This is a genomic window from Paracoccus sp. SJTW-4 (assembly GCF_047716885.1).
Classification (GTDB): domain Bacteria; phylum Pseudomonadota; class Alphaproteobacteria; order Rhodobacterales; family Rhodobacteraceae; genus Paracoccus; species Paracoccus solventivorans.
In genome coordinates this window covers 2504335-2522413 of record NZ_CP136681.1, presented here as the reverse complement: position 1 = coordinate 2522413, position 18079 = coordinate 2504335, and the positions used below count along the sequence as shown (strand labels likewise).

Annotated in this window: 14 protein-coding genes and 1 riboswitch; of the genes, 2 read left to right on the top strand and 12 right to left on the bottom strand. The window is 70.8% G+C overall.

All coding sequences use genetic code 11. The features are described 5' to 3' along the window. Positions 1 to 14: 14 nt before the first annotated feature. The 3 genes from RSP45_RS12345 to RSP45_RS12335 are packed head-to-tail and all read right to left on the bottom strand — an operon-like array spanning position 15 to position 2549. A complete protein-coding gene (locus tag RSP45_RS12345; protein ID WP_415392151.1) occupies positions 15 to 938 on the bottom strand; it encodes a polysaccharide deacetylase family protein in 924 nt (307 codons plus the stop codon). Then, on the bottom strand, positions 938 to 1870 hold the full coding sequence (locus RSP45_RS12340) for a polysaccharide deacetylase family protein (RefSeq protein WP_415392150.1): 933 nt from the start codon (positions 1868 to 1870) through the stop codon (positions 938 to 940). The genes RSP45_RS12345 and RSP45_RS12340 overlap by 1 nt, the downstream gene beginning before the upstream one ends. Position 1871: 1 nt before the next feature. Further along, the gene (locus tag RSP45_RS12335) at positions 1872 to 2549 is read right to left on the bottom strand and encodes an isochorismatase family protein (protein ID WP_073068120.1); all 678 of its coding nucleotides are present in this window, start codon (positions 2547 to 2549) and stop codon (positions 1872 to 1874) included. A gap of 165 nt (positions 2550 to 2714) precedes the next feature. Here RSP45_RS12335 and RSP45_RS12330 point away from each other — a divergent pair, with 165 nt between their 5' ends. Then, complete coding sequence (locus RSP45_RS12330) at positions 2715 to 3116, top strand: nuclear transport factor 2 family protein (protein ID WP_415392149.1); 402 nt, start codon at positions 2715 to 2717, stop codon at positions 3114 to 3116. Positions 3117 to 3201: 85 nt separating this feature from the next. Here the strand turns inward: RSP45_RS12330 and RSP45_RS12325 are convergent, their stop codons facing one another. Further along, on the bottom strand, positions 3202 to 5508 hold the full coding sequence (locus RSP45_RS12325) for a transketolase (RefSeq protein WP_415394062.1): 2307 nt from the start codon (positions 5506 to 5508) through the stop codon (positions 3202 to 3204). A 161-nt stretch (positions 5509 to 5669) separates the two neighbouring features. On the opposite strand from RSP45_RS12325, the gene RSP45_RS12320 reads away from it, so the two are divergent. After that, a complete protein-coding gene (locus RSP45_RS12320) occupies positions 5670 to 6152 on the top strand; it encodes an Lrp/AsnC family transcriptional regulator (RefSeq protein WP_415392148.1) in 483 nt (160 codons plus the stop codon). A gap of 256 nt (positions 6153 to 6408) precedes the next feature. Here RSP45_RS12320 and RSP45_RS12315 read toward each other — a convergent pair whose 3' ends face one another. The 8 genes from RSP45_RS12315 to RSP45_RS12280 all read right to left on the bottom strand — a co-directional run bounded on the left by RSP45_RS12315 (position 6409) and on the right by RSP45_RS12280 (position 17666). After that, on the bottom strand, positions 6409 to 9657 hold the full coding sequence (locus RSP45_RS12315) for an error-prone DNA polymerase (RefSeq protein ID WP_415392147.1): 3249 nt from the start codon (positions 9655 to 9657) through the stop codon (positions 6409 to 6411). Positions 9658 to 9730: 73 nt separating this feature from the next. Continuing rightward, entirely contained in the window at positions 9731 to 11254 is a 1524-nt protein-coding gene (locus RSP45_RS12310; protein ID WP_415392146.1) for a Y-family DNA polymerase, read from the bottom strand. Continuing rightward, positions 11169 to 11933: an ImuA family protein gene (locus RSP45_RS12305; RefSeq protein WP_415392145.1), complete on the bottom strand. Its 765-nt coding sequence runs from the start codon at positions 11931 to 11933 to the stop codon at positions 11169 to 11171. The genes RSP45_RS12310 and RSP45_RS12305 overlap by 86 nt, the downstream gene beginning before the upstream one ends. 238 nt (positions 11934 to 12171) lie before the next feature. Next, positions 12172 to 13176 (bottom strand): DUF6925 family protein, encoded by a 1005-nt coding sequence (locus RSP45_RS12300; RefSeq protein ID WP_415392144.1) that lies wholly within the window; start codon positions 13174 to 13176, stop codon positions 12172 to 12174. Then, positions 13173 to 13928: an ABC transporter ATP-binding protein gene (locus RSP45_RS12295; protein ID WP_415392143.1), complete on the bottom strand. Its 756-nt coding sequence runs from the start codon at positions 13926 to 13928 to the stop codon at positions 13173 to 13175. Before RSP45_RS12295 ends, RSP45_RS12300 begins: the two co-directional genes overlap by 4 nt. Then, positions 13925 to 14914 carry a FecCD family ABC transporter permease gene (locus RSP45_RS12290; protein WP_415392142.1) on the bottom strand — a complete coding sequence of 330 codons (990 nt, stop codon included), beginning with the start codon at positions 14912 to 14914 and terminating at the stop codon, positions 13925 to 13927. The genes RSP45_RS12295 and RSP45_RS12290 overlap by 4 nt, the downstream gene beginning before the upstream one ends. After that, on the bottom strand, positions 14914 to 15753 hold the full coding sequence (locus RSP45_RS12285; RefSeq protein ID WP_415392141.1) for an ABC transporter substrate-binding protein: 840 nt from the start codon (positions 15751 to 15753) through the stop codon (positions 14914 to 14916). The genes RSP45_RS12290 and RSP45_RS12285 overlap by 1 nt, the downstream gene beginning before the upstream one ends. Next, positions 15747 to 17666 (bottom strand): TonB-dependent receptor plug domain-containing protein, encoded by a 1920-nt coding sequence (locus RSP45_RS12280; protein WP_415392140.1) that lies wholly within the window; start codon positions 17664 to 17666, stop codon positions 15747 to 15749. The genes RSP45_RS12285 and RSP45_RS12280 overlap by 7 nt, the downstream gene beginning before the upstream one ends. A 131-nt stretch (positions 17667 to 17797) precedes the next feature. Then, positions 17798 to 18002: riboswitch (cobalamin riboswitch) on the bottom strand. Between the last annotated feature and the right edge of the window lie 77 nt (positions 18003 to 18079).

Here is an 18079-nt window from a genome sequence, read left to right as displayed (position 1 = left end):
CGGACCGGGGCCGGTCATTCCTGACCGGCAAAGGCCGCGGCGATCTCGCCCGCCGGGGCGGTCCACACGCCGTCATGGGCCAGCATGTAGCCCAGGGCCTCGCGCAGATATTCCACCCGATAGGGCATCCCCGAGACCCAGCTGTGCAGCGGCAGGCTCATCACCCGGCCGCCGTATTCGGCGCTTTCGCGATACAGCACGTCGAAGCGGTCCTTGACCTGCTGCACCCATTCCGGTTCCGAGTGGAAATATTCGTTGGCCACCACCCGGTCGTCGGTCTCATAGGCCAGCGGCATCGCCAGCAGCGGCCCTTCTGCGGTGCGCATCCGATAGGGCAGGTCGTCGTTGGCCCAGTCGAGGCACCAGCGCACACCGTTGCGGGCCAGCAGCTCGGGGGTCCTGAACCCCTGCGCGCGCCCGGGCGACAGCCAGCCGGTCACCGCCTGCCCCGAGCCGTCGCGCAGCAGCCGCAGCGCCTCGGCGATGATCGCGTCCTCGTCGGCCTCGGTCAGGCCCGAGTGGTGGACCTTGCCCATGTCCAGCCCGTGGGCCACCACCTCGTGCCCCCCCTCGACCACCGCCCGCACCACCGCCGGATAGCGGGCGGCGATGCAGCCGTTGATGGCGAAACTGCCGCGCAGCCCCATGTCGGACAGCAGCCGCAGCACCCGGAACACGCCCAGCCGGTTGCCATAGTCACGGTTGGTGAAATAGCGGAAATCCGGATAGGGCATCGACAGCGCGCCCGGCGCCTTGAAGGGCTTGGCCGGCATGTCCAGCGGGAAATGCTGCACATGGGTGACGATGGACAGCGCCACCCGCGCACCACCCGGCCAGCGGATCGGCTTGCGCGCGAACATGTCGGACCAGTCGTAGCGGTCGTGGTCCATGCCATGGCGGCGGGCGGGATAGTCCAGATAGGAATCGGGCAGCGGCATCAGCGTTCCCCCTGCGCATGTGCGGCCGCGGCGGCGGCCATCGCGTCATAGGCACCGCTGGCGTGATAGGCGGCGGCGATCTCGCGCCCCGTCGCCTGCCACACGCCGTCATGGCCGGCGATATATTCGATGGCCTCGGCAAAGGCGTCGATCCGATGCGGCTGGCCGACCAGATAGGGGTGCAGCGGAATGCACATCACCATGCCGCTTTCGTCCGATTCCCGGTAAAGCTGATCGAACTGGCGCCTGATGATCTCGCCATAATGGCGGGGCGTCACCTTCTGGCTGTTATAGACGATGACGTCGTTCATCTCGAGCGAGTAGGGCATGGAAATCAGCCGCCCCGAGGCCACCTTGACCGGCATCGGCTGGTCGTCGTGGAACATGTCGCAGGTGTACTGGATGCCGGCCTCGGCCAGGATATCCATGGTCCACAGGTTGTTGGACAGCGCCGGGGACAGCCAGCCCGCCAGCTCCTGCCCGGTGTGCTTCCTGACCGTGTCGAAGGCGTCGCGGATGATCTCGCGCTCCTGCTCGATGGTCATGTTGTAGACATAGCGGGTGTTGTAGATGCCGTGGGAAAAGAACTCCCACCCGCGGTCGGCGCAGGCGCGGATGATCTCCGGATGGTGGTCGCACAAAGCCACGTTGAGCGAGACCGAGCCACGGAACCCCGCCCGGTCCATCGCCGCCATCATCCGCTGCCAGCCCGCGCGGTTGCCATAGTCGCGGTGCGAATATTGCAGTACGTCGGGGTTGGGCCGCCCCCAGGGGGTGCGGGTCGGATTGTCGGGCGGGTCGTATTCGTAGAACTCGATGTTCGGGGCGATCCACACCGCCAGCTTCTTGCCGCCGGGCCAGGTGATCTTCGGCCGCCCCGGCCAAGGCAGATAGTCGTAAAGCCCCAGGTCGGATTGCATCTGCGCGGCCATCTCAGCGCGCCTCGGGCTGGTGGGCATCATACCAGGCGATGACCTCGGCCACCGGGATCACGTCGCCATATTTGACCGCAATGTCGTAGAGATTGGCGAAATGCGGGCTTTCGTGCTTGTCGGCCACACATTCCTCGGGGACGATCACCCGATACCCGCGCGAGATTGCATCGACCACCGTCGCGCGCACGCAACCCGAGGTCGAGCCGCCAGTCAGCACCACCGTATCGCATTGATGCCAGACCATCAGCGATTGCAGGTTGGTTTCGTGAAAGGCCGAGGCCATGCGCTTGTTGACCACGATGTCCTTGACGTGATCGACCTGCAGCCGCGGGTCGAGTTCCGCGCGGCGCGAGCCGACCTTGATGTTCTGCAACGAATCCGGGGTGTCGGTGCGGGTGCCCCAGACCCCGCAATCCTCGCCCGACTGCATGTAGGCGACATAGGTCCAGGTGATCGGCAGCCCCTTGGCACGGGCCAGCGCCGCCAGCTGGTTGACGTAATCCAGCTGCTGCGGGTCGGTCTCATAAGCCGTCGCGAACTCGCCGACGCCGGTATAGGCCAGCTGCAGGTCGATGTTGATCAGCATCGGCCGCCGGCCGAAGCCGAAGCGGCGCCGGGTGGGGTTGGCCTTGGCGTGTTCGTACAGCTGGCGCGCCGTCAGCGATGACGTTTCCATCGGGGACCTCCTCTGTCTGGCACCGGCCGCCACCCCTCCTCTGGGTCGTGGCTGCGGCCTGTCACGCCTGCTGCTTATATTGTTATTCCTTTATGTCGTTTGTAAAGTGCTTTCCGGTGCGACACGCTGACAAGACGGCGCACGCCAGCAGGGGAGGAGGACCCGATGACCGAACCAACCACCGCCATCGCCATCTGCGAGGCTTTCCTGGGCGCCATGGAGCGCCGCGACCTGGACCGCGCCCGCAGCTTCGTCGCCGCCGACGGGCTGGAGATGGTCTTTCCCGGCGGCGCAAGGTTTTCCGGGATCGAGCAGATGGTCGCCGGCGCGGCCGGCCGCTATCGTTTCGTCGGCAAGCATTTCGACCGCCGCGACAGCTGGGGCGCAGAGGGGCAGGAAAGCGTGCTGATCGCCGGCACGCTGCACGGCGAATGGCTGGACGGCAGCCGGTTCGAGGGCATCCGCTTCGTCGACCTGTTCGACCTGCGTGACGGCAGGATCTGGCGCCAGCAGGTCTGGAACGACATGGGCGAATACAAGCTCAAGGCGCTGGCCGGACAGGGGTGATCCGCGACGCCGGGCTTTCCCGCAGCCGCGGCCGCCGGGCGGCGCGTCCTGCGCCGTCCGGGCACGGAACGCCCGCCCGGACTGCCTACGGCGCGGCCAGTTGCCGCCCGGCGGTCAGCCCCGACACCGCGCGCACGATCGAGCCGGTGTCGATGCCGAAATGGCGGTAAAGCTCGCCGATGGTGCCGGTCTGGCCGAAATGCTCGACCCCCAGCGGGATGGTCTGGTGCCCCGCGACCGAGCCCAGCCAGGACAGCGTGGCCGGATAGCCGTCGATGACCGTGACCAGCCGGCAATGCCGGGGCAGCGGCGCCAGCAGCCGCTCGACCTGCGCGCGGGCGCCGGGCTCTCCGTGCCAGCGGGCGCGCTGCGCCGCCGTCCAGCCGGCGTGCAGCCGGTCGGCCGAGGTCACCGCCAGCACCCCCACGTCGCGCCGCGCCTCGGCGATCAGCCCGGCGGCGGCGATCGCCTCGGGGGCGACGGCGCCCTGATAGGCGATGACGATCTCGCAGTTCGGCCCCGGCGGGCGCAGCCAGTAGCCGCCGTCGATCACCCCCTGCGCCAGCCCCTCGCGCGGCAGCGCCGCCTGGTCGATGGGACGGGTGGTCAGGCGCAGATAGACCGCGCCGCCCTTGGCATCGCGCAGCCAGGTGCGGGGATCGACCACCGCCTCGCCGTCGCGCTGCATGTAGTCGAAGGCCCATTCCATGATGATCGCCAGCTCTTCGGCAAAGGCGGGCTCGAACGCCGCCAGCCCGTCCTGCGCCATCCCGATCAGCGGGGTCGAGATCGACTGATGCGCGCCGCCCTCGGGCGCCAGCGTCACCCCCGAGGGCGTGCCCGCGATCAGGAAGCGCGCGTCCTGATAACAGGCATAGTTCAGCGCATCGAGCCCGCGGCAGACAAAGGGGTCGTAGACCGTGCCCACCGGCAGCAGCCGCTTGCCGAACAGCGAATGTGACAGCCCGGCGGCGGCGAGCTGCAGGAACAGGTTCATCTCGGCGATGCCCAGCTCGATATGCTGGCCCTCGGGGGCAAAGTCCCATTTCGCGGTCGAGGGGATGTTCTGCGCCCGGAACACGTCGCCCCGCGCCTCGCGCGCCCACAGCTTGCGGCGGTTCACCCAGGGGCCCAGCCCGGTGGTGCCGGTCACGTCGGGCGACATGGTAACGATGCGTTCCGCCAAGGCCGACTGCCCGCGGGCCAGATCGTCGAGGATGCGACCGAAGGCCGCCTGGGTCGAGGTCGCCCGCTCGGCCGCCACCGCCAGCGCGGGCACCGGGACGGGGTTGTCGCAATAGCGGCGGGGGCCGCGGGCAAAGAACGGCACCTGCCGCAGAAAGCCGCGCAGCGCCTCGGGGTCGGCGACGCCGGCCATCTTCTCCCACTCCTGCCCCTCGGGGACGCCCATGTGGCGCTGCCATTCGGCCATCTGCGCCTTGGTCATCAGCCCGCCGTGGTTGTCCTTGTGCCCGGCGATGGGGGTGCCCCAGCCCTTGACCGTATAGGCCAGAAAGCAGACCGGCCGGTCGTGGTCGATGGCGGCAAAGCTTTCGGCCATGGTCTCGACGCAGTTGCCGCCCAGGTTTTCCATCAGCGCCGCCAATTCGACATCACTGCGCCGCTCGATCAGCGCCGTCACCTCGCCCTGGTCGCCCAGATCGTCCATCAGCCGCTGCCGCCAGACCGCGCCGCCGGAAAAGGTCAGCGCCGAATAAAGCTGGTTCGGGCAGTCGTCGATCCACTGCCGCAGCCGCTCGCCCCCCGGCTCGGCAAAGGCGGCGCGTTGCAGCACCCCGTATTTCACCCGCACCACGTCCCAGCCAAAGGCCTCGAACAGCCGCTCGATCCGCGACCACAGCCCTTCGCGCACCACCCCGTCCAGCGACTGGCGGTTATAGTCGATCACCCACCAGACATTGCGCAAATCGTGCTTCCAGCCCTCTTGCAGGCATTCGTGGACATTGCCCTCGTCCACCTCGGCGTCGCCCATCAGCGCGATCATGCGGCCGCGCTCCAGCCCCGCGCCCCAGGTTTTCCCGGCGATGTAATCCTGCACGATCGAGGCGAACGAGGTGATCGCCACCCCCAGCCCCACCGAGCCGGTCGAGAAATCCACGTCGTCCACGTCCTTGGTACGGCTCGGGTAGCTCTGCACCCCGCCAAGGCCGCGGAAGTTCTGCATCCTCTCCAGATCCAGGTTCCCCATCAGATATTGCATGGCGTGGAACACCGGCCCGGCATGGGGCTTGACCGCAACCCGGTCCTGCGGCCGCAGGGCCGAGAAATACAGCGCCGTCAGGATCGAGACCATCGAGGCCGAGGACGCCTGATGCCCGCCGATCTTGATGCCGTCGCTCTTGTCGCGCAGGTGGTTGGCGTTGTGGATCATCCAGTGTGACAGCCACAGCAGCCGGCTTTCGATGGTCTTGAGATGCGGGTGGGTCACGCTTCGCCTCCTTTTCGCGCCGGGGTCAGGATAGGGCAGGACCTGCGGGGTTTCCGTGCTATCTCTGCCATCATGGCGCCGTATTTTAGCGAAATCCTGCAAGAATGAAGAAAAACCTGCCCGAAACCCCTGCCCTGGATGAGTTCGACATCCGTATCCTGCGAATCCTGCGCCACGAGGCCCGCATCCCCGTGCAGGAGCTCAGCGACCGCATCGGCCTGTCCCCGACCCCGGTGGCGCGGCGGATGCGCAACCTCGAGGCGGCGGGGATCATCAGCGGCTATGCCGCGATGATCGACGAGGCCGCGCTGGGCTATCCGGTGTCGGTCTTTGTCTCGGTCAAGCTGGATCGGCAGGTCGACCAGGCGCTGGCCGAGTTCGAGGCCGCGATCCGCGACTGCCCCGAGGTGGTCGACTGCTGGCTGATGACCGGCAACCGCGACTATCTGCTGCGCGTGGTCACCGACGGGCTGGCCGGGTTCGAGGCGTTCCTGACCGGCCGCCTGACGCGCTTCCCGGCAGTATCCAGCATCGAAAGCTCGATCCCGCTGCGACGGGTCAAGGCCGGGATCAGCCGCCAGCCTTGAGGTGGGGCGTGTCCCGGCGGGGAGGGGGCGTTGCGGAGAGGCGCACCAGCCAGGGACAGGACGGCGTCGCAGCACCTGCTGCGGGACGAGGCGGATTCCGCAAGGCGGCAACAACATTGCGGCGGTTGCCCGTCCCGCGGGGCATCTTGGCGGCTGCTCGGGGCCCGGTGGCGACCGTAGCGTGCTGGCAGCAACAGCGCACCAGCCATGGGCGTCATCGCGTACCTCTTCCCCCGGGCACGGCAACCAGGGCGTATCAGCGGAAATCCCGGGTCGGGACGCGGATCGAGTCTCCGGGGCGGCGGGGGGCTGTCTCGTGCGGCCTTTCTGTCTGGCCCGCGCCGTCTTGCCGGTTTTCCCCGCCTGCCCAGCCGTGCTTTTCCGTCCCGCCCCTCTCCTCCGGCAAGGCTCCGCGTTCGCCGACGCTGGCAAGCTCGGGGGAAAGATCGGCGATGCGCTGGGCGACCAGGTGCACCACCCCGTCCGCGCTCTGGATGCGGCCGCTGACCGCAATCATGCCGGCGGACAGGATCACCCGGCGGTATCGCTCGAACAGCTTGGGCCAGACCACCACATTGGCGATGCCGGTCTCGTCCTCGAGCGTGATGAACATCACGCCCTTGGCCGAGCCGGGGCGCTGGCGGACCAGGATGATCCCGGCCGCCTCGACCCGGCGGCGGTTGTCCGCGCCCATGGCCTCGGCGCAGGTGACGATGCGGCGGCGCGCCAGCTCGGGCCGCAGGAAGGCGACCGGGTGGCGGCGCAGGGTCAGGCCGGTGTGGCCGTAGTCCTTGACCACCTCGCGCCCCGCGGGCATCGGGCGTAGCGCCACCGCCGGTTCCACCACCTCGGCCAGCATCGCGCCCTCGCGCCGCGCGGCAGCGGCGAACAACGGCAGTTCCTCGTCGCGCAGACCGCGGATCGCCCACAGCGCCTCGCGCCGGGCAAGGCCGAGGGCGGGGCGAAAGGCGTCGGCCTCGGCCAGGGCGGTCAGGGCCGTGACGGGCACGCCTGCCCGGCGACACAGATCCTCGACCGAAGCGAAGGGCGCATTCCGCGCAGCGGCGACGGCCCTGCCATGGGGCTCGGACAGGCCCTTGATCATGCGCAGCCCCAGCCGCACGGCAAAACCCGCCCCCGCCGGTTCCAGCGTGCAGTCCCAGTCGCTGGCATTGACGCAGACCGGGCGGATCCCGACCCCGTGCTCGCGGGCGTCGCGGACGATCTGCGCGGGCCCGTAGAACCCCATCGGCTGGCTGTTCAGCAGCGCTGCGCAGAACACCTCGGGGTGGCGGCATTTCAGCCAGGCCGAGGCATAGGCCAGCAGCGCGAAGCTGGCGGCATGGCTTTCGGGAAACCCGTAAGAGCCGAAACCCTCCAGCTGCCGGAAGATGCGTTCCGCGAAATCCGCCTGATAGCCGCGGGCGACCATCCCGGCGACCAGCTTGTCGCGGAAATGCGAGATCCCGCCCACGGATTTGAAGGTCGCCATGGATTTGCGCAGCAGGTCGGCCTCGCCCGGGGTGAAGCCGGCACATTCGATGGCGACGCGCATCGCCTGTTCCTGGAACAGCGGCACGCCATAGGTCTTGCCCAGCACGTTTTCCAGTTCCGGCGTGGGGTAATCGACGTCTTCCTGATGGTTGCGGCGGCGCAGATAGGGATGCACCATGTCGCCCTGGATCGGGCCGGGGCGGACGATGGCCACCTGGATCACCAGATCGTAATATTTGCGGGGCTTCAGCCGCGGCAGCATCGACATCTGCGCCCGGCTTTCGATCTGGAAGGTGCCCAGCGTGTCGGCCTTGCAGATCATGTCATAGGTCGGCCCGTCGTCCTGCGGGATCGTCGCCAGATCAAGGCGCAGCCCCTTGTGGTCGGCCAGCAGCTTCAGCCCCCGTTTCAGGCAGCTGAGCATCCCCAGCGCCAGCACGTCCACCTTCATGAAGCGCAGGGCGGCGATGTCGTCCTTGTCCCATTCGATGATCTGGCGGCCCGCCATCGCCGCGGGCTCGATCGGCACCAGATCGTCCAGCCGGTCATGGGTCAGCACGAAGCCGCCGGGATGCTGCGACAGATGCCGGGGCGCGCCGCGCAGCTGAGCGGCCAGCTCCAGCGCCAGCCGCAGCCGGCGGTCGCCGGGGTCCAGGTTCAGCTCGGCCAGCTCGCGCGCGCCGATGCCGTCGTTCCAGCGCCCCAGCTGGCGAGACAGCAGCCCGATCAGATCCTCGGGCAGGCCCATCGCCTTGCCGACATCGCGCAGCGCCCCTTTCGAGCGGTAGCGGATCACCGTCGCGGTCAGCGCGGCCCGGTCGCGGCCGTAGTTTTCAAAGACCCACTGGATCACCTCTTCGCGCCGCTCATGCTCGAAATCCACGTCGATGTCGGGGGGCTCGCGGCGTTCCTCGGAGACGAAGCGCTCGAACAGCAGGTCCGAGTGGTCCGGGTCGATCGAGGTGATGCCCAGCACATAGCAGACCGCGCTGTTCGCCGCCGAGCCGCGCCCCTGGCAGAGGATGCCTTGCGCGCGGGCATGGCGGACGATGTTGTTCACCGTCAGGAAATACGGCGCGTATTTCAGCTTGCCGATCAGCGCCAGCTCATGGCGCAGCGTAACCGCCACCTTGTCGGGGATGCCGGCGGGATAGCGCCCGGCCGCGCCCCTCCAGGCCAGAAGCTCCAGCATTTCCTGCGGGGTCAGCGCCGGATCGTCGCGTTCCTCGGGGTATTGATAGCGCAGCTCGTCAAGGCTGAACCGGCAGCGGTCGGCGATTTCCAGCGTGCGGGCCAGCGCCTCGGGCCAGCGGGAAAGCAGGCGGTGCATCTCGGCCGGGGGTTTCAGATGGCGGTCGGCGTGGCGTTCGCGGCGCAGCCCCAGCTCGTCGATGGTGGTGCCCAGCCGGATCGCGGTCACCACGTCCTGCAACCGCCGCCGCCCGGGGTCGTGGAACAGCACGTCGTTGGTGGCGACCGTGGCCACGCCGGCGCGCTGCGCCAGCTGCGACAGCTGCCACAGCCGCAGCTGGTCGTTGGGGCGCCGCCGCAGGGTCAGCGCCAGATAGGCGCGGTCGCCGAACACCTCGCGCAGGCGGCGCAGCCGCAGGGCGCAGCCGTCGTCGGCCAGATCGGGGACCAGCACCGCCAGCAGCCCCTCGGCACTGGCGGCCAGGTCCGGCCATTCCAGATGGCAGGCCCCCTTGCCGGCCCGCGACTTGCCCAGCGTCAGCAGCCGGCACAGCCGCGAATACGCCGGGCGGTCGGTCGGATAGACCAGCACCGACATGCCGCAGGCCAGGTCCAGCCGGCAGCCGACCACCAGCCGCACGCCCGTGTCCTTCGCCGCCTCATGCGCGCGGACGATCCCGGCCAGGCTATTGCGGTCGACCACCGCCAGCGCCTTTATCCCCATGGCGGCGGCGGTGGCGAACAGCTCGGCCGCCGACGAGGCCCCGCGCAGGAACGAGAAATGCGAGGTCACCTGCAATTCGGCATAGCGCAGGGTCATGGGCGCCCTCCGGGTGCGTGTTCGCACGCACCGTCCCCGCGACCATGCCCGCGATCCTGTCCGGGGCCCCGGCTCATCCGAACACCCCGTGCATGAACCAGCGGTGCGAGCCGGTGGCCGCGTCCTCGCCGTCACCGGCGCGGAAGATCCAGAACCGCGCACCGCTGTCGTCCTCGATGCGGAAATAGTCGCGCACCGCGGCCAGCTCGGCGTCGCGCTTCCACCATTCGCCGAACACCCGCTCGGGGCCGTCGGCGCAGCGCACGCTGTGGCGCACCCCGCGCCACGAGATCCAGCGCGGCGGGTGGTCGGGCAAAAGCGCCATGGTCTCGATCGGCTCGGGCCGGGGCAGCAGCCGGGCGGGGCGCGGCCAGTGGCCGGGCCAGCCGGCGCCGGTATCCGCGGCCAGCGCCGGGATGCGGCGGACCGAGCGTTCCGGCACGTCGCTGGCGACCGGCGCCAGCCGGTAGATCGCCCCCGCGCCGACCCGGTTCGCCAGCGTGTCGATCAGCCCCGACAGGTCCGGCTCGGCCACCCCCGCCAGATCGCTGGCCGCCTGTTGCGGCGCCAGCGGCTCGGCCAGCGTGGCGGCCAGGGCCATGGTCTCGATCCCCAGCCCGGGGTCGATGGTCTCGATCCGGTCGCAGAGCAGCCGCGCCAGCCGCGCGGGATCGCGCAGCGGCCGCGCCAGCCCGACGCGGGTGCACAGGATGCGGTTGTCGATGCGGTGGCACAGCAGGTCCAGCCGGCGCGCGCCCAGCCCCCGTTCCCCCAGCGTGGTGCACAGCGACTGGACCAGCAGGGTGATATGGCGGGCGATGGTTTCCGCAGCGGCGATGGGTTCGGCAAAGCTGCGCCGGGCCTCGACCATCTCGGGCGGGCGCAGCGGCTCGATCGGCTCGGGCGCGCGGGCCAGCGCCTGGTCCAGCCGGCGGCAGAGCTGGGACCCAAAGCGGCGGGTCAGCGGCGCGCGCGGCTGGGAGGCCAGATCGCCGATCCGGGCAAAGCCCAGGTCGCGCAGCGCCGCCGGGACCGCGGGCGGCAGCCGCAGCGCCTCGAGCGGCAGGCCCGCCACCCGCGCCGCCGCCGTCCCCGGCGCCGCGACCAGCACCGGGTCGGCCGCGTGGCGGGCCAGCGCATGGGCGGCGCCCCAGCTGTCGGCGATGGCGACGCGGGCGATCACCCCCGACAGGCGCAGCCGCGCGACCAGCGCCTGGGCCAGCGCGGGCTCGCCCCCATGCAGATGCGCGGCCCCGGTCGCGTCGATGACGATGCCGTCCGGCGGATCGACCGCCACGATGGGCGCGATCCGCTGCAGCATCCACAGCGCCAGCCGCTCCAGGCTGGCCGCATCCGCACCGGGGTCGGCGGGTTCCACCCGCAGCCCGGGAACCAGCGCCTGCGCCCGGCCGATCTCGATCCCCGGGTGCAGGCCCAGCGCCTGCGCCGCCGCATTCGCGGCCGTGACCACCCGGCGGCTGCGGTCGCGCCCCGCCAGCACCAGCGGCGTTTCAGCCGGCGGCGTCCTGTCGCCGGTCTTCCGCCGCAGCCGATCCGTCGGCCACATCGGCAGGAAGACCGAGATGACCCGTGCCATCACATGCCTCCAGTTCCATCTCGAAGCCTTCGCCGGCGCGCACGCGCAGCAGCTCGACCCGCCAGCGCGCCCGCCCGACCCCGGGCACCGGCAGCGGCGCCGAGGGCAGCGCCGACACCCGCCAGCGCGTCATCGCCGCCGTGGGCTGCCCGAAATCCTGCGCCCCCGCCGCCCCCTGTCGCCAGCGGCGCAGGGCAAGGCCCAGCGTGCCGCCTTCCTTCGCCGCCAGATGCAGCCGGCGCGAGACCGCCATCGGCAGCCGCGGGGTCTCGGCCACCACCGCACCCAGGGCGCCGTGGCGCAGCGCCTCTTCCATGCAGGCCAGCACCGCCCGGTGGTCGCCGGCCTCGACATGGATCAGCCGGTCGGGCGGCAAGCCCGCCTGTTCCAGCCCGGGCGCGAACAGATCGGGCCGGGCCACGCACCACAGCACCCGACCCCGCGTCCGCGCCGCGATTCCGGCCGCGAAACAGGTGGCCGCCGCCCCGTCGTCGGCGCCCGCGCCGCCCCCCGCGATCTCGTGCAGGCAGCCCAGCGCCAGCCCGCCCCCCGGCAGGCGGCGGTCCAGCCGGGGGATGCCGAAAGGCAGCGTCCCGCGCGCGCCCGCACCGCCGCCCTCGAGCTGCGCGATGCGCGCGCGAAGCCCCGCGAGGGCCGGGCTGTCTGCACGGCTGGACATGCGAAATGGCGCCTCCCGGCCCTGCCCTGAGCGATTCTGCCGCCATGTTCCTTGTTTGTTCCTGCAAGGGGTAGGAGTCAATCTGTCCCGCCCCGCCACCGGGAAAGCGCGGGGGACGGGGTGTCGCCCCGTTTCCGCTGGAAGATCAGGGCGCAGACCCCTGCCGGGCCGGTCCCGGCCTTGTCCTACCCCCGCGGCAGTCGCCGGAATGTGAGCGCAGGGCCTGCCGGGGTCCGGTCTAATGCCCCGGCGCGTCGTCGTCCGCCGGCGCCAGTTCGCGGTCGAAGGCCGCGCGCCAGGCCAGCAGCTGCTCGCTTTCCCCGTCCCGCCGCCCGGCCTGGCGCAGGGCCACGCGAAAGGCGACGCGGGCGGCGCGGGCGTCGGGTTCGCGCAGCTGCGTCGGGCGCAGCCCCTGCGCCAGCGCCTGCCAGACCTGCCGCTTGACCGAGACGTTTTCGGCATCGCCCCAAGCCACCAGCAGACGCTGGAACGCGTCGAAGATGCCCCGGTCAAAATCGCGGTCCCGGCCCAGCGGGTCCATGATCGCGCTGGCGGGGTGGAAACCCGCGACCGGCACCAGCCCCTCGGGGATCGGCATGTTTGCCGAGTGGCTGCGCCGGGCGCGCAACAGCTTCGGCAGCACATGGGTGTGCGGCCCGATGGGCGAGGCGCCACCGGTGTCCGGACCGCCGATCGGCTGATAGACCTCGATCCGCCCGATCCGGCTCAGCGCCACGCGATGCGGATGCGCCCCGAGGATCACCCCCATCGCCGGGTTCTCCGGGTCCATCACCGGACGGCCCAGATTCGCGCGCAGGACCGCCAGCAGCGCCGGGTCGGCGGTGCGGATGCAGAAATCCACCTGCGGCTGGTCCAGCCCCATGTCGAACAGGATCGCCGCGCGGTCCTCGGGGCGGATGGCGTCGCTGTCGGGGCCGATCTCGGTCAGGACGGCGAGCCGCGACATGGCCGAGTCTTCCGCCGGCAGGCACAGGGCGACGCCCTGCTGCCAACGGTCGGGGCGCGGGCTCAGCGCCTCCCACGCGACGGGGCGGATGCGGTCGGGGTGGTCCAGCCGCACGGCGCCGCGCGCAGTCACCACGCCGTTGCCCGGCAGATGTGGCGCGGGGTCGCCGGCGACGTGGTGGAACTCGGCGATGGCGCCGAAAGAGCCCATCGACCAGCCGGCCTCGGGGTCGGAAAACGCGGCGAACAGGGTCTCGGGGACGGAAGGCAGGGTCATGGCAGGTCCTTGGTCAGAATGTCGAGCGGCTGGAACACCGGCCCCTGCGGGGTGGTGGCGAACCAGGCGGTGATGCCGAAGACGCGGGCAAGGTTGTCCGCGTGCAGCACCTGTTCCGGCGGGCCGTCGGCGGCGATGCGGCCGCCGTCCATCAGGATCAGCCGCGTACAGTGGCGCGCGGCCAGGCCGAGGTCATGCAGGGACGCCAGCACCGCCCTGCCCTGCCCCGCGATGCCCGCAAAGACCTGCATCACCTTGATCTGCGCGGCGGGGTCCAGCCCCGCGACGGGTTCGTCCGCGACCAGCAGCGGCGTTTCCTGCGCCAGCATCCGGGCGATCAGGGCGCGGGCCTGCTCGCCCCCCGACAGCTCGGTCGCGGGGCGGTGGCGCAGGGGCTGCAGTTCCAGCGCAGCGATGGCGCGTTCGACGGCGGGGGCATCGGCGGGGCTGCGGCCGTGGGGCGTGCGGCCCAGCGCCACCAGACGCTCGACCGGCAGCGGCCAGGCGATGTCGCGCCCCTGCGCCATGAAGGCGGCGCGGCGGGCGCGGTCCCCGGCCGGCAATTCCGCCAGCGAGGAATGCCCGCCATGCGCAAGCAACCCCAGCGCCGCGCGCAGCAGCGTGGTCTTGCCGGCGCCGTTCGGGCCCAGCAGGCCGATGAATTCGCCCCCCGTCACGGTCAGGTCGATGCCGTTCAGGACCTTGCGGCCGTGGCGCGCGACGGTCAGCCCTTGCAGGGTCAGCAGGCTCATGCCCCGTCCCCCCGCGTGCGCCAGATCAGGTGCAGGAAGAAGGGCGCGCCGACCAGCGCCGTCAGCACCCCCAGCTTGAGATCGCGCCCCGGCGCCAGCATCCCCACCGCGATGTCGGCCGCCAGCACCACCGCCGCGCCCCCCAGCGCCGAGGCCGGCAGCAGCCGCGAGGGGCTGGCCCCGACCGCGCGGCGCAGCAGATGCGGCACCACCAGCCCGACGAACCCCACCGCGCCCGCCACCGCCGTGGCCGAGCCGATCAGCGCGGCCACCCCGATCACCAGCGCCAGCCGCAGCCGCCCCATGCGCAGGCCCATCGAGGCGGCGGTATCCTCGCCCAGCGTCAGCGCATCCAGCCCGCGGCCGCAGGCCAGCAGCAGCCCCGCGCCCAGCGCAAAGAACGGCAGCGTCATCCAGACATGCAGCATCGAACGGTCGGCCAGCGAGCCCATCATCCAGAAAATGATCTCATTGGCCGCGAACGGGTTGGGCGACAGGTTCAGCACCAGCGAGGTCGCCGCCCCCGCCAGCGCGGAAATCGCGATGCCCGCCAGGATCAGCGGCAGCGCGCCGCCGCGCGACCCGGCCAGCAGCAGGATCAGCAGCACCGACACCAGCGCCCCCGCCAGCGCCGCCAGCGGCAGCCCCAGCGGCATCGCCGCGGCCAGCCCGGTCTGGATCGCCAGCACCGCCCCCAGCGCGGCCGAGGCCGAGGTGCCGATCAGCCCCGGCTCGGCCAGCGGGTTGCGCAGGAACCCCTGGATCGCCGCCCCCGCCAGCCCGAGGCTGGCGCCCAGCAGCACCCCCAGGATCGCCCGCGGCAGCCGGATTTCCTGCATGACCATGGCGATCAGGTCGTCCCCGCGCCCGAACAGCGCGGGAACCTCGTCGCGCGGGCCAAGCCCGGCGGGGCCGATCAGGACCGATCCCGCAAACAGCGCCAGCACCAGCGCCGACAGCGCGCCCAGCAGCAGCCGCTGGCTCATCATGACCCCTGCTCCAGCCCCAGCCGGGCGTCGCGCAGCCTTGCGATGGCGCCCAGCACCCGGGGGGTGCCGCAGACCCAGTCCTGATCGGCGATGCCGGTCTGGCCGGCACGTTCCGCCAAGGCCGCGACGGCGGGGTGGTCCAGCACCTCTTCCGCGCGCGAGCGGCCGGCGTAGCGCCGCCCCCGGATCAGCAGGTCGGGGTTGGCCAGCACCAGCTGCTCCAGCGCCAGCACGCCGCTGCCCGACAGCCCGGCATCGGCGGCGATATTGTGCAGCCCCGCTGCCTCGACGATGCGCCCGGCCAGGCTGTCGCGGCCCGAGGTGTAGCTGTTGGCATAGTAAAGCGCCGCGGTCGGGCGCTGGACGGGCGTATCCATCAGCGCCGCAAGCCCCTGGTCGAAAGCGGCGATCTGGGCCTCGGCCTCGGCCTCGCGCCCCAGCAATTCGCCCATCCGGCGCAGATTGCCGCGGATGCCGTCGAAATCGGCCTCGGGCGGAAAGATCGCCACCGGAACCCCCAGCCGCTGCAGCATCGCCACGGTGGCGCGGGTGGTATAGGCCCCGGCCAGCACCAGATCGGGCCGCAGGCGATAGATCTCCTCGGCCAGCCCGTGATTGGCGGGGTAGGCGCGCGCCTGTTCCACCATGGTCGAGGCCTGCGGGTCCTGCGCCAGATAGCTGACCGAGACCAGCTGTCCCGGCGCCGCCAGCAGCATCGCCAGCTGGTCGGTGCACAGGTTCATCGACACCACCCGCTGCGGCGGCGCGGCATGGGCCGCACCCCCAAGCCACAGGCCAAGCGCGATGCACCCGGCCCTGAGCAGCCGCCCTACCATTTCGCCTCGACCCCGACATAGGCGGTGCGGCCCTGGCCGTAATAGCCCCAGGCCTCGGAATATTCCTTGTCGAACAGGTTCACGATGCGGCCCTGCAGCCGGATCTCGTCGGTCAGGTCGTAATGCGCGGCCAGGTTGACGGTGGTGAAGCCGGGCAGCTTGCTGTTGGCCGGGCTGGGGGTGGTGTAGTCCCAGCCGAACCACTCCATGTCATAGGTGCCGCTGACATGGCGGATATCCACCGACGCCAGCCCGCGCCCTGCGGCGAAACCCTGGCTGGCGCGCAGGCCCAGCTGGTGGCGCGGCGCGCGCACGATCGGCAGGCCGTTGGCCTGGGCCGCGTCGACATAGGTATAGTCGGCGCCCAGCGACAGGCTGTCGGTCGCCTGCAGGCTCACGCCCAGCTCGAACCCCTTGCGGGTGCTGGTGCCGGGCGCGTTGACCGCGCTGTCGGCGGTGCCGGTGATCATGTCGTCGATCTTGCTTTGAAAGACCGCAAAGGAGGCCAGCCCGCGTCCACCCGCAAACCCCAGATCGGCACCCAGCTCATAGTTCATGCTGCGCGCGGGCTTCAGGTCGGGGTTCCCTTCCCAGACGCCGGGAACATTGCCGTATTGCTGGAACATGGTCGGGTTGACATGGGCGCGGCCGGCCGCGGCCCGCAGCCGCAGATCCTGCCCCGGCACCTGCCATGCCGTTGCAAGATTCCAGGTCGTCGCATCGCGGAACACGTCGTTGAACTCGCGCCGCACCCCGGCCTGCACCGAGACGCCATCGGCAAAGCGGCCCTGATATTCCAGCGCCAGCGCATGGGTGTCACGCTGATAGGTGCCGCCGGGGTTGTAGCTGGAACGATAGGTCTCGCGCTCGGTTTCGGCTGCAACGATCAGCTTCTGGTCGGCGCTGCTTGCGTCGCGGCCATCCAGCGCCAAGCTGCCGGTATAGCGCAGGCTGCGGCGGGTCGAGCGGTCGTCGGATGTGGCCACGCCCGCGTCGAAATGATCCAGCGTCTGGTTCATGCCCGACAACGCCAGCCGGCTGTGCAGCCTGCCGTCCAGCGCCGCGGCCTCGAGCCAGAGCGCGCCATAGCTTTCGCCCCGCTTCGCGGTCAGCGGCGCGTCCAGCTGATAGTCACGCGGATCATCCACTGGCGAGGTGGTGGTGTCGTAGCCGTAGTCCTGCCAGCTGCGGCGCAGGGTGAAGCCGGCGGTCACCTCGTCGGTCAGCGCGTAGGACCCGCCCAGCGCCGCGGTGGTGAGGTCGTTAAAATCCTTGTCGCCGCCGCTGCGGGAATCGTCGTCGCCGTCGATATTGCGGGCGGACAGCGAAAGGCTCAGCGCCCCGCGCTCGCTGCGCTGGCGGATGTAGGTCGAGGCCGCGCGCGTGCCCAGCCCCCCGACCTCGGCCGCGCCGCCGTAGGACAGGCCCGGCTTGCCCGCCTGGGTGGTGGTGATCGAGATCACCCCCGCGGCGGCGTTCGAGCCGTAGATCGTCGATTGCGGGCCGCGCAGCACCTCGATCCGGTCGATCTCCGCAAGGTCCATGCCGGTGAACAGATACGAGCCGCCGCTGGGCGAGTTCGCCTCGACCCCGTCGATCAGCACCAGCACGTGGCTGAACTCGCTGCCCCGGATGCGGACCTGCGTATAGCTGTCGCCGGTCGAGGTGACCGCCACCCCCGGCACCCGCCGCAGGGCATCCTGCACCGAGGTCACGCCGGCGGCGGCCATGTCCCCGGCCGTCAGCACGGTGTAGGAGCGGGCGTAGTTTTCCGCCGCGAGCGGCGTCAGCCCGCCGGAAATCACGATGGGGTCGAGGGTCAGCGTATCGGGCAGTCCCGCGTCCTGCGCGAGGACGGCCATCGGCGCAAGCGCCGCACAAAAAGCGATCCCTGGGATCTGGGGGCGGATCATGACATTGCCTTTCCCACGCAGGCGGCGCCTGCGGATTACAGATTGGCCGGCGGGAAAAAGGCGCACCTTCCCCGCAGACCGGTTGGGTGTCACCGCTGCGGGAGGCCGCTTTCCATGCGCGCCCCGCGCAGGAAATGGGTGATCGCTTGGGCAGGTCTCCTGGCTCGCGGGTCAGGGCTCGGGCCGGTCTTCCCGGGACATTGGGTCCCAGTGACATGGTCGGCCGTCGCTCGCCGCTTACAGTTGCGGGGGCAGCCGCGGCTTTGCCCTCAGGCGCACCGCAGTTCCCTTTTAATCCAGCGGCAAGCCGCCGGAACCAAAGCTGCCCCTGTCATGGCAAACCGTTCGGCAAAGTCAAGGCGATTGCGCGGGCCGATGGGCGCGGCTTGCTCGGGCCCCTGCCCCGGCCGTTG

Excerpts from the sequence above, each read along its gene's own strand:
- RSP45_RS12325 (WP_415394062.1), bottom strand. The coding sequence starts at position 5,508 with ATGATCCACAACGCCAACCACCTGCGCGACAAGAGCGACGGCATCAAG.
- RSP45_RS12320 (WP_415392148.1), top strand. The coding sequence starts at position 5,670 with ATGAAGAAAAACCTGCCCGAAACCCCTGCCCTGGATGAGTTCGACATC.
- RSP45_RS12290 (WP_415392142.1), bottom strand. The coding sequence starts at position 14,914 with ATGAGCCAGCGGCTGCTGCTGGGCGCGCTGTCGGCGCTGGTGCTGGCG.
- RSP45_RS12300 (WP_415392144.1), bottom strand. The coding sequence starts at position 13,176 with ATGACCCTGCCTTCCGTCCCCGAGACCCTGTTCGCCGCGTTTTCCGAC.
- RSP45_RS12340 (WP_415392150.1), bottom strand. The coding sequence starts at position 1,870 with ATGGCCGCGCAGATGCAATCCGACCTGGGGCTTTACGACTATCTGCCT.
- RSP45_RS12335 (WP_073068120.1), bottom strand. The coding sequence starts at position 2,549 with ATGGAAACGTCATCGCTGACGGCGCGCCAGCTGTACGAACACGCCAAG.
- RSP45_RS12345 (WP_415392151.1), bottom strand. The coding sequence starts at position 938 with ATGCCGCTGCCCGATTCCTATCTGGACTATCCCGCCCGCCGCCATGGC.
- RSP45_RS12310 (WP_415392146.1), bottom strand. The coding sequence starts at position 11,254 with ATGGCACGGGTCATCTCGGTCTTCCTGCCGATGTGGCCGACGGATCGG.
- RSP45_RS12295 (WP_415392143.1), bottom strand. The coding sequence starts at position 13,928 with ATGAGCCTGCTGACCCTGCAAGGGCTGACCGTCGCGCGCCACGGCCGC.
- RSP45_RS12305 (WP_415392145.1), bottom strand. The coding sequence starts at position 11,933 with ATGTCCAGCCGTGCAGACAGCCCGGCCCTCGCGGGGCTTCGCGCGCGC.
- RSP45_RS12280 (WP_415392140.1), bottom strand. The coding sequence starts at position 17,666 with ATGATCCGCCCCCAGATCCCAGGGATCGCTTTTTGTGCGGCGCTTGCG.
- RSP45_RS12315 (WP_415392147.1), bottom strand. The coding sequence starts at position 9,657 with ATGACCCTGCGCTATGCCGAATTGCAGGTGACCTCGCATTTCTCGTTC.
- RSP45_RS12330 (WP_415392149.1), top strand. The coding sequence starts at position 2,715 with ATGACCGAACCAACCACCGCCATCGCCATCTGCGAGGCTTTCCTGGGC.
- RSP45_RS12285 (WP_415392141.1), bottom strand. The coding sequence starts at position 15,753 with ATGGTAGGGCGGCTGCTCAGGGCCGGGTGCATCGCGCTTGGCCTGTGG.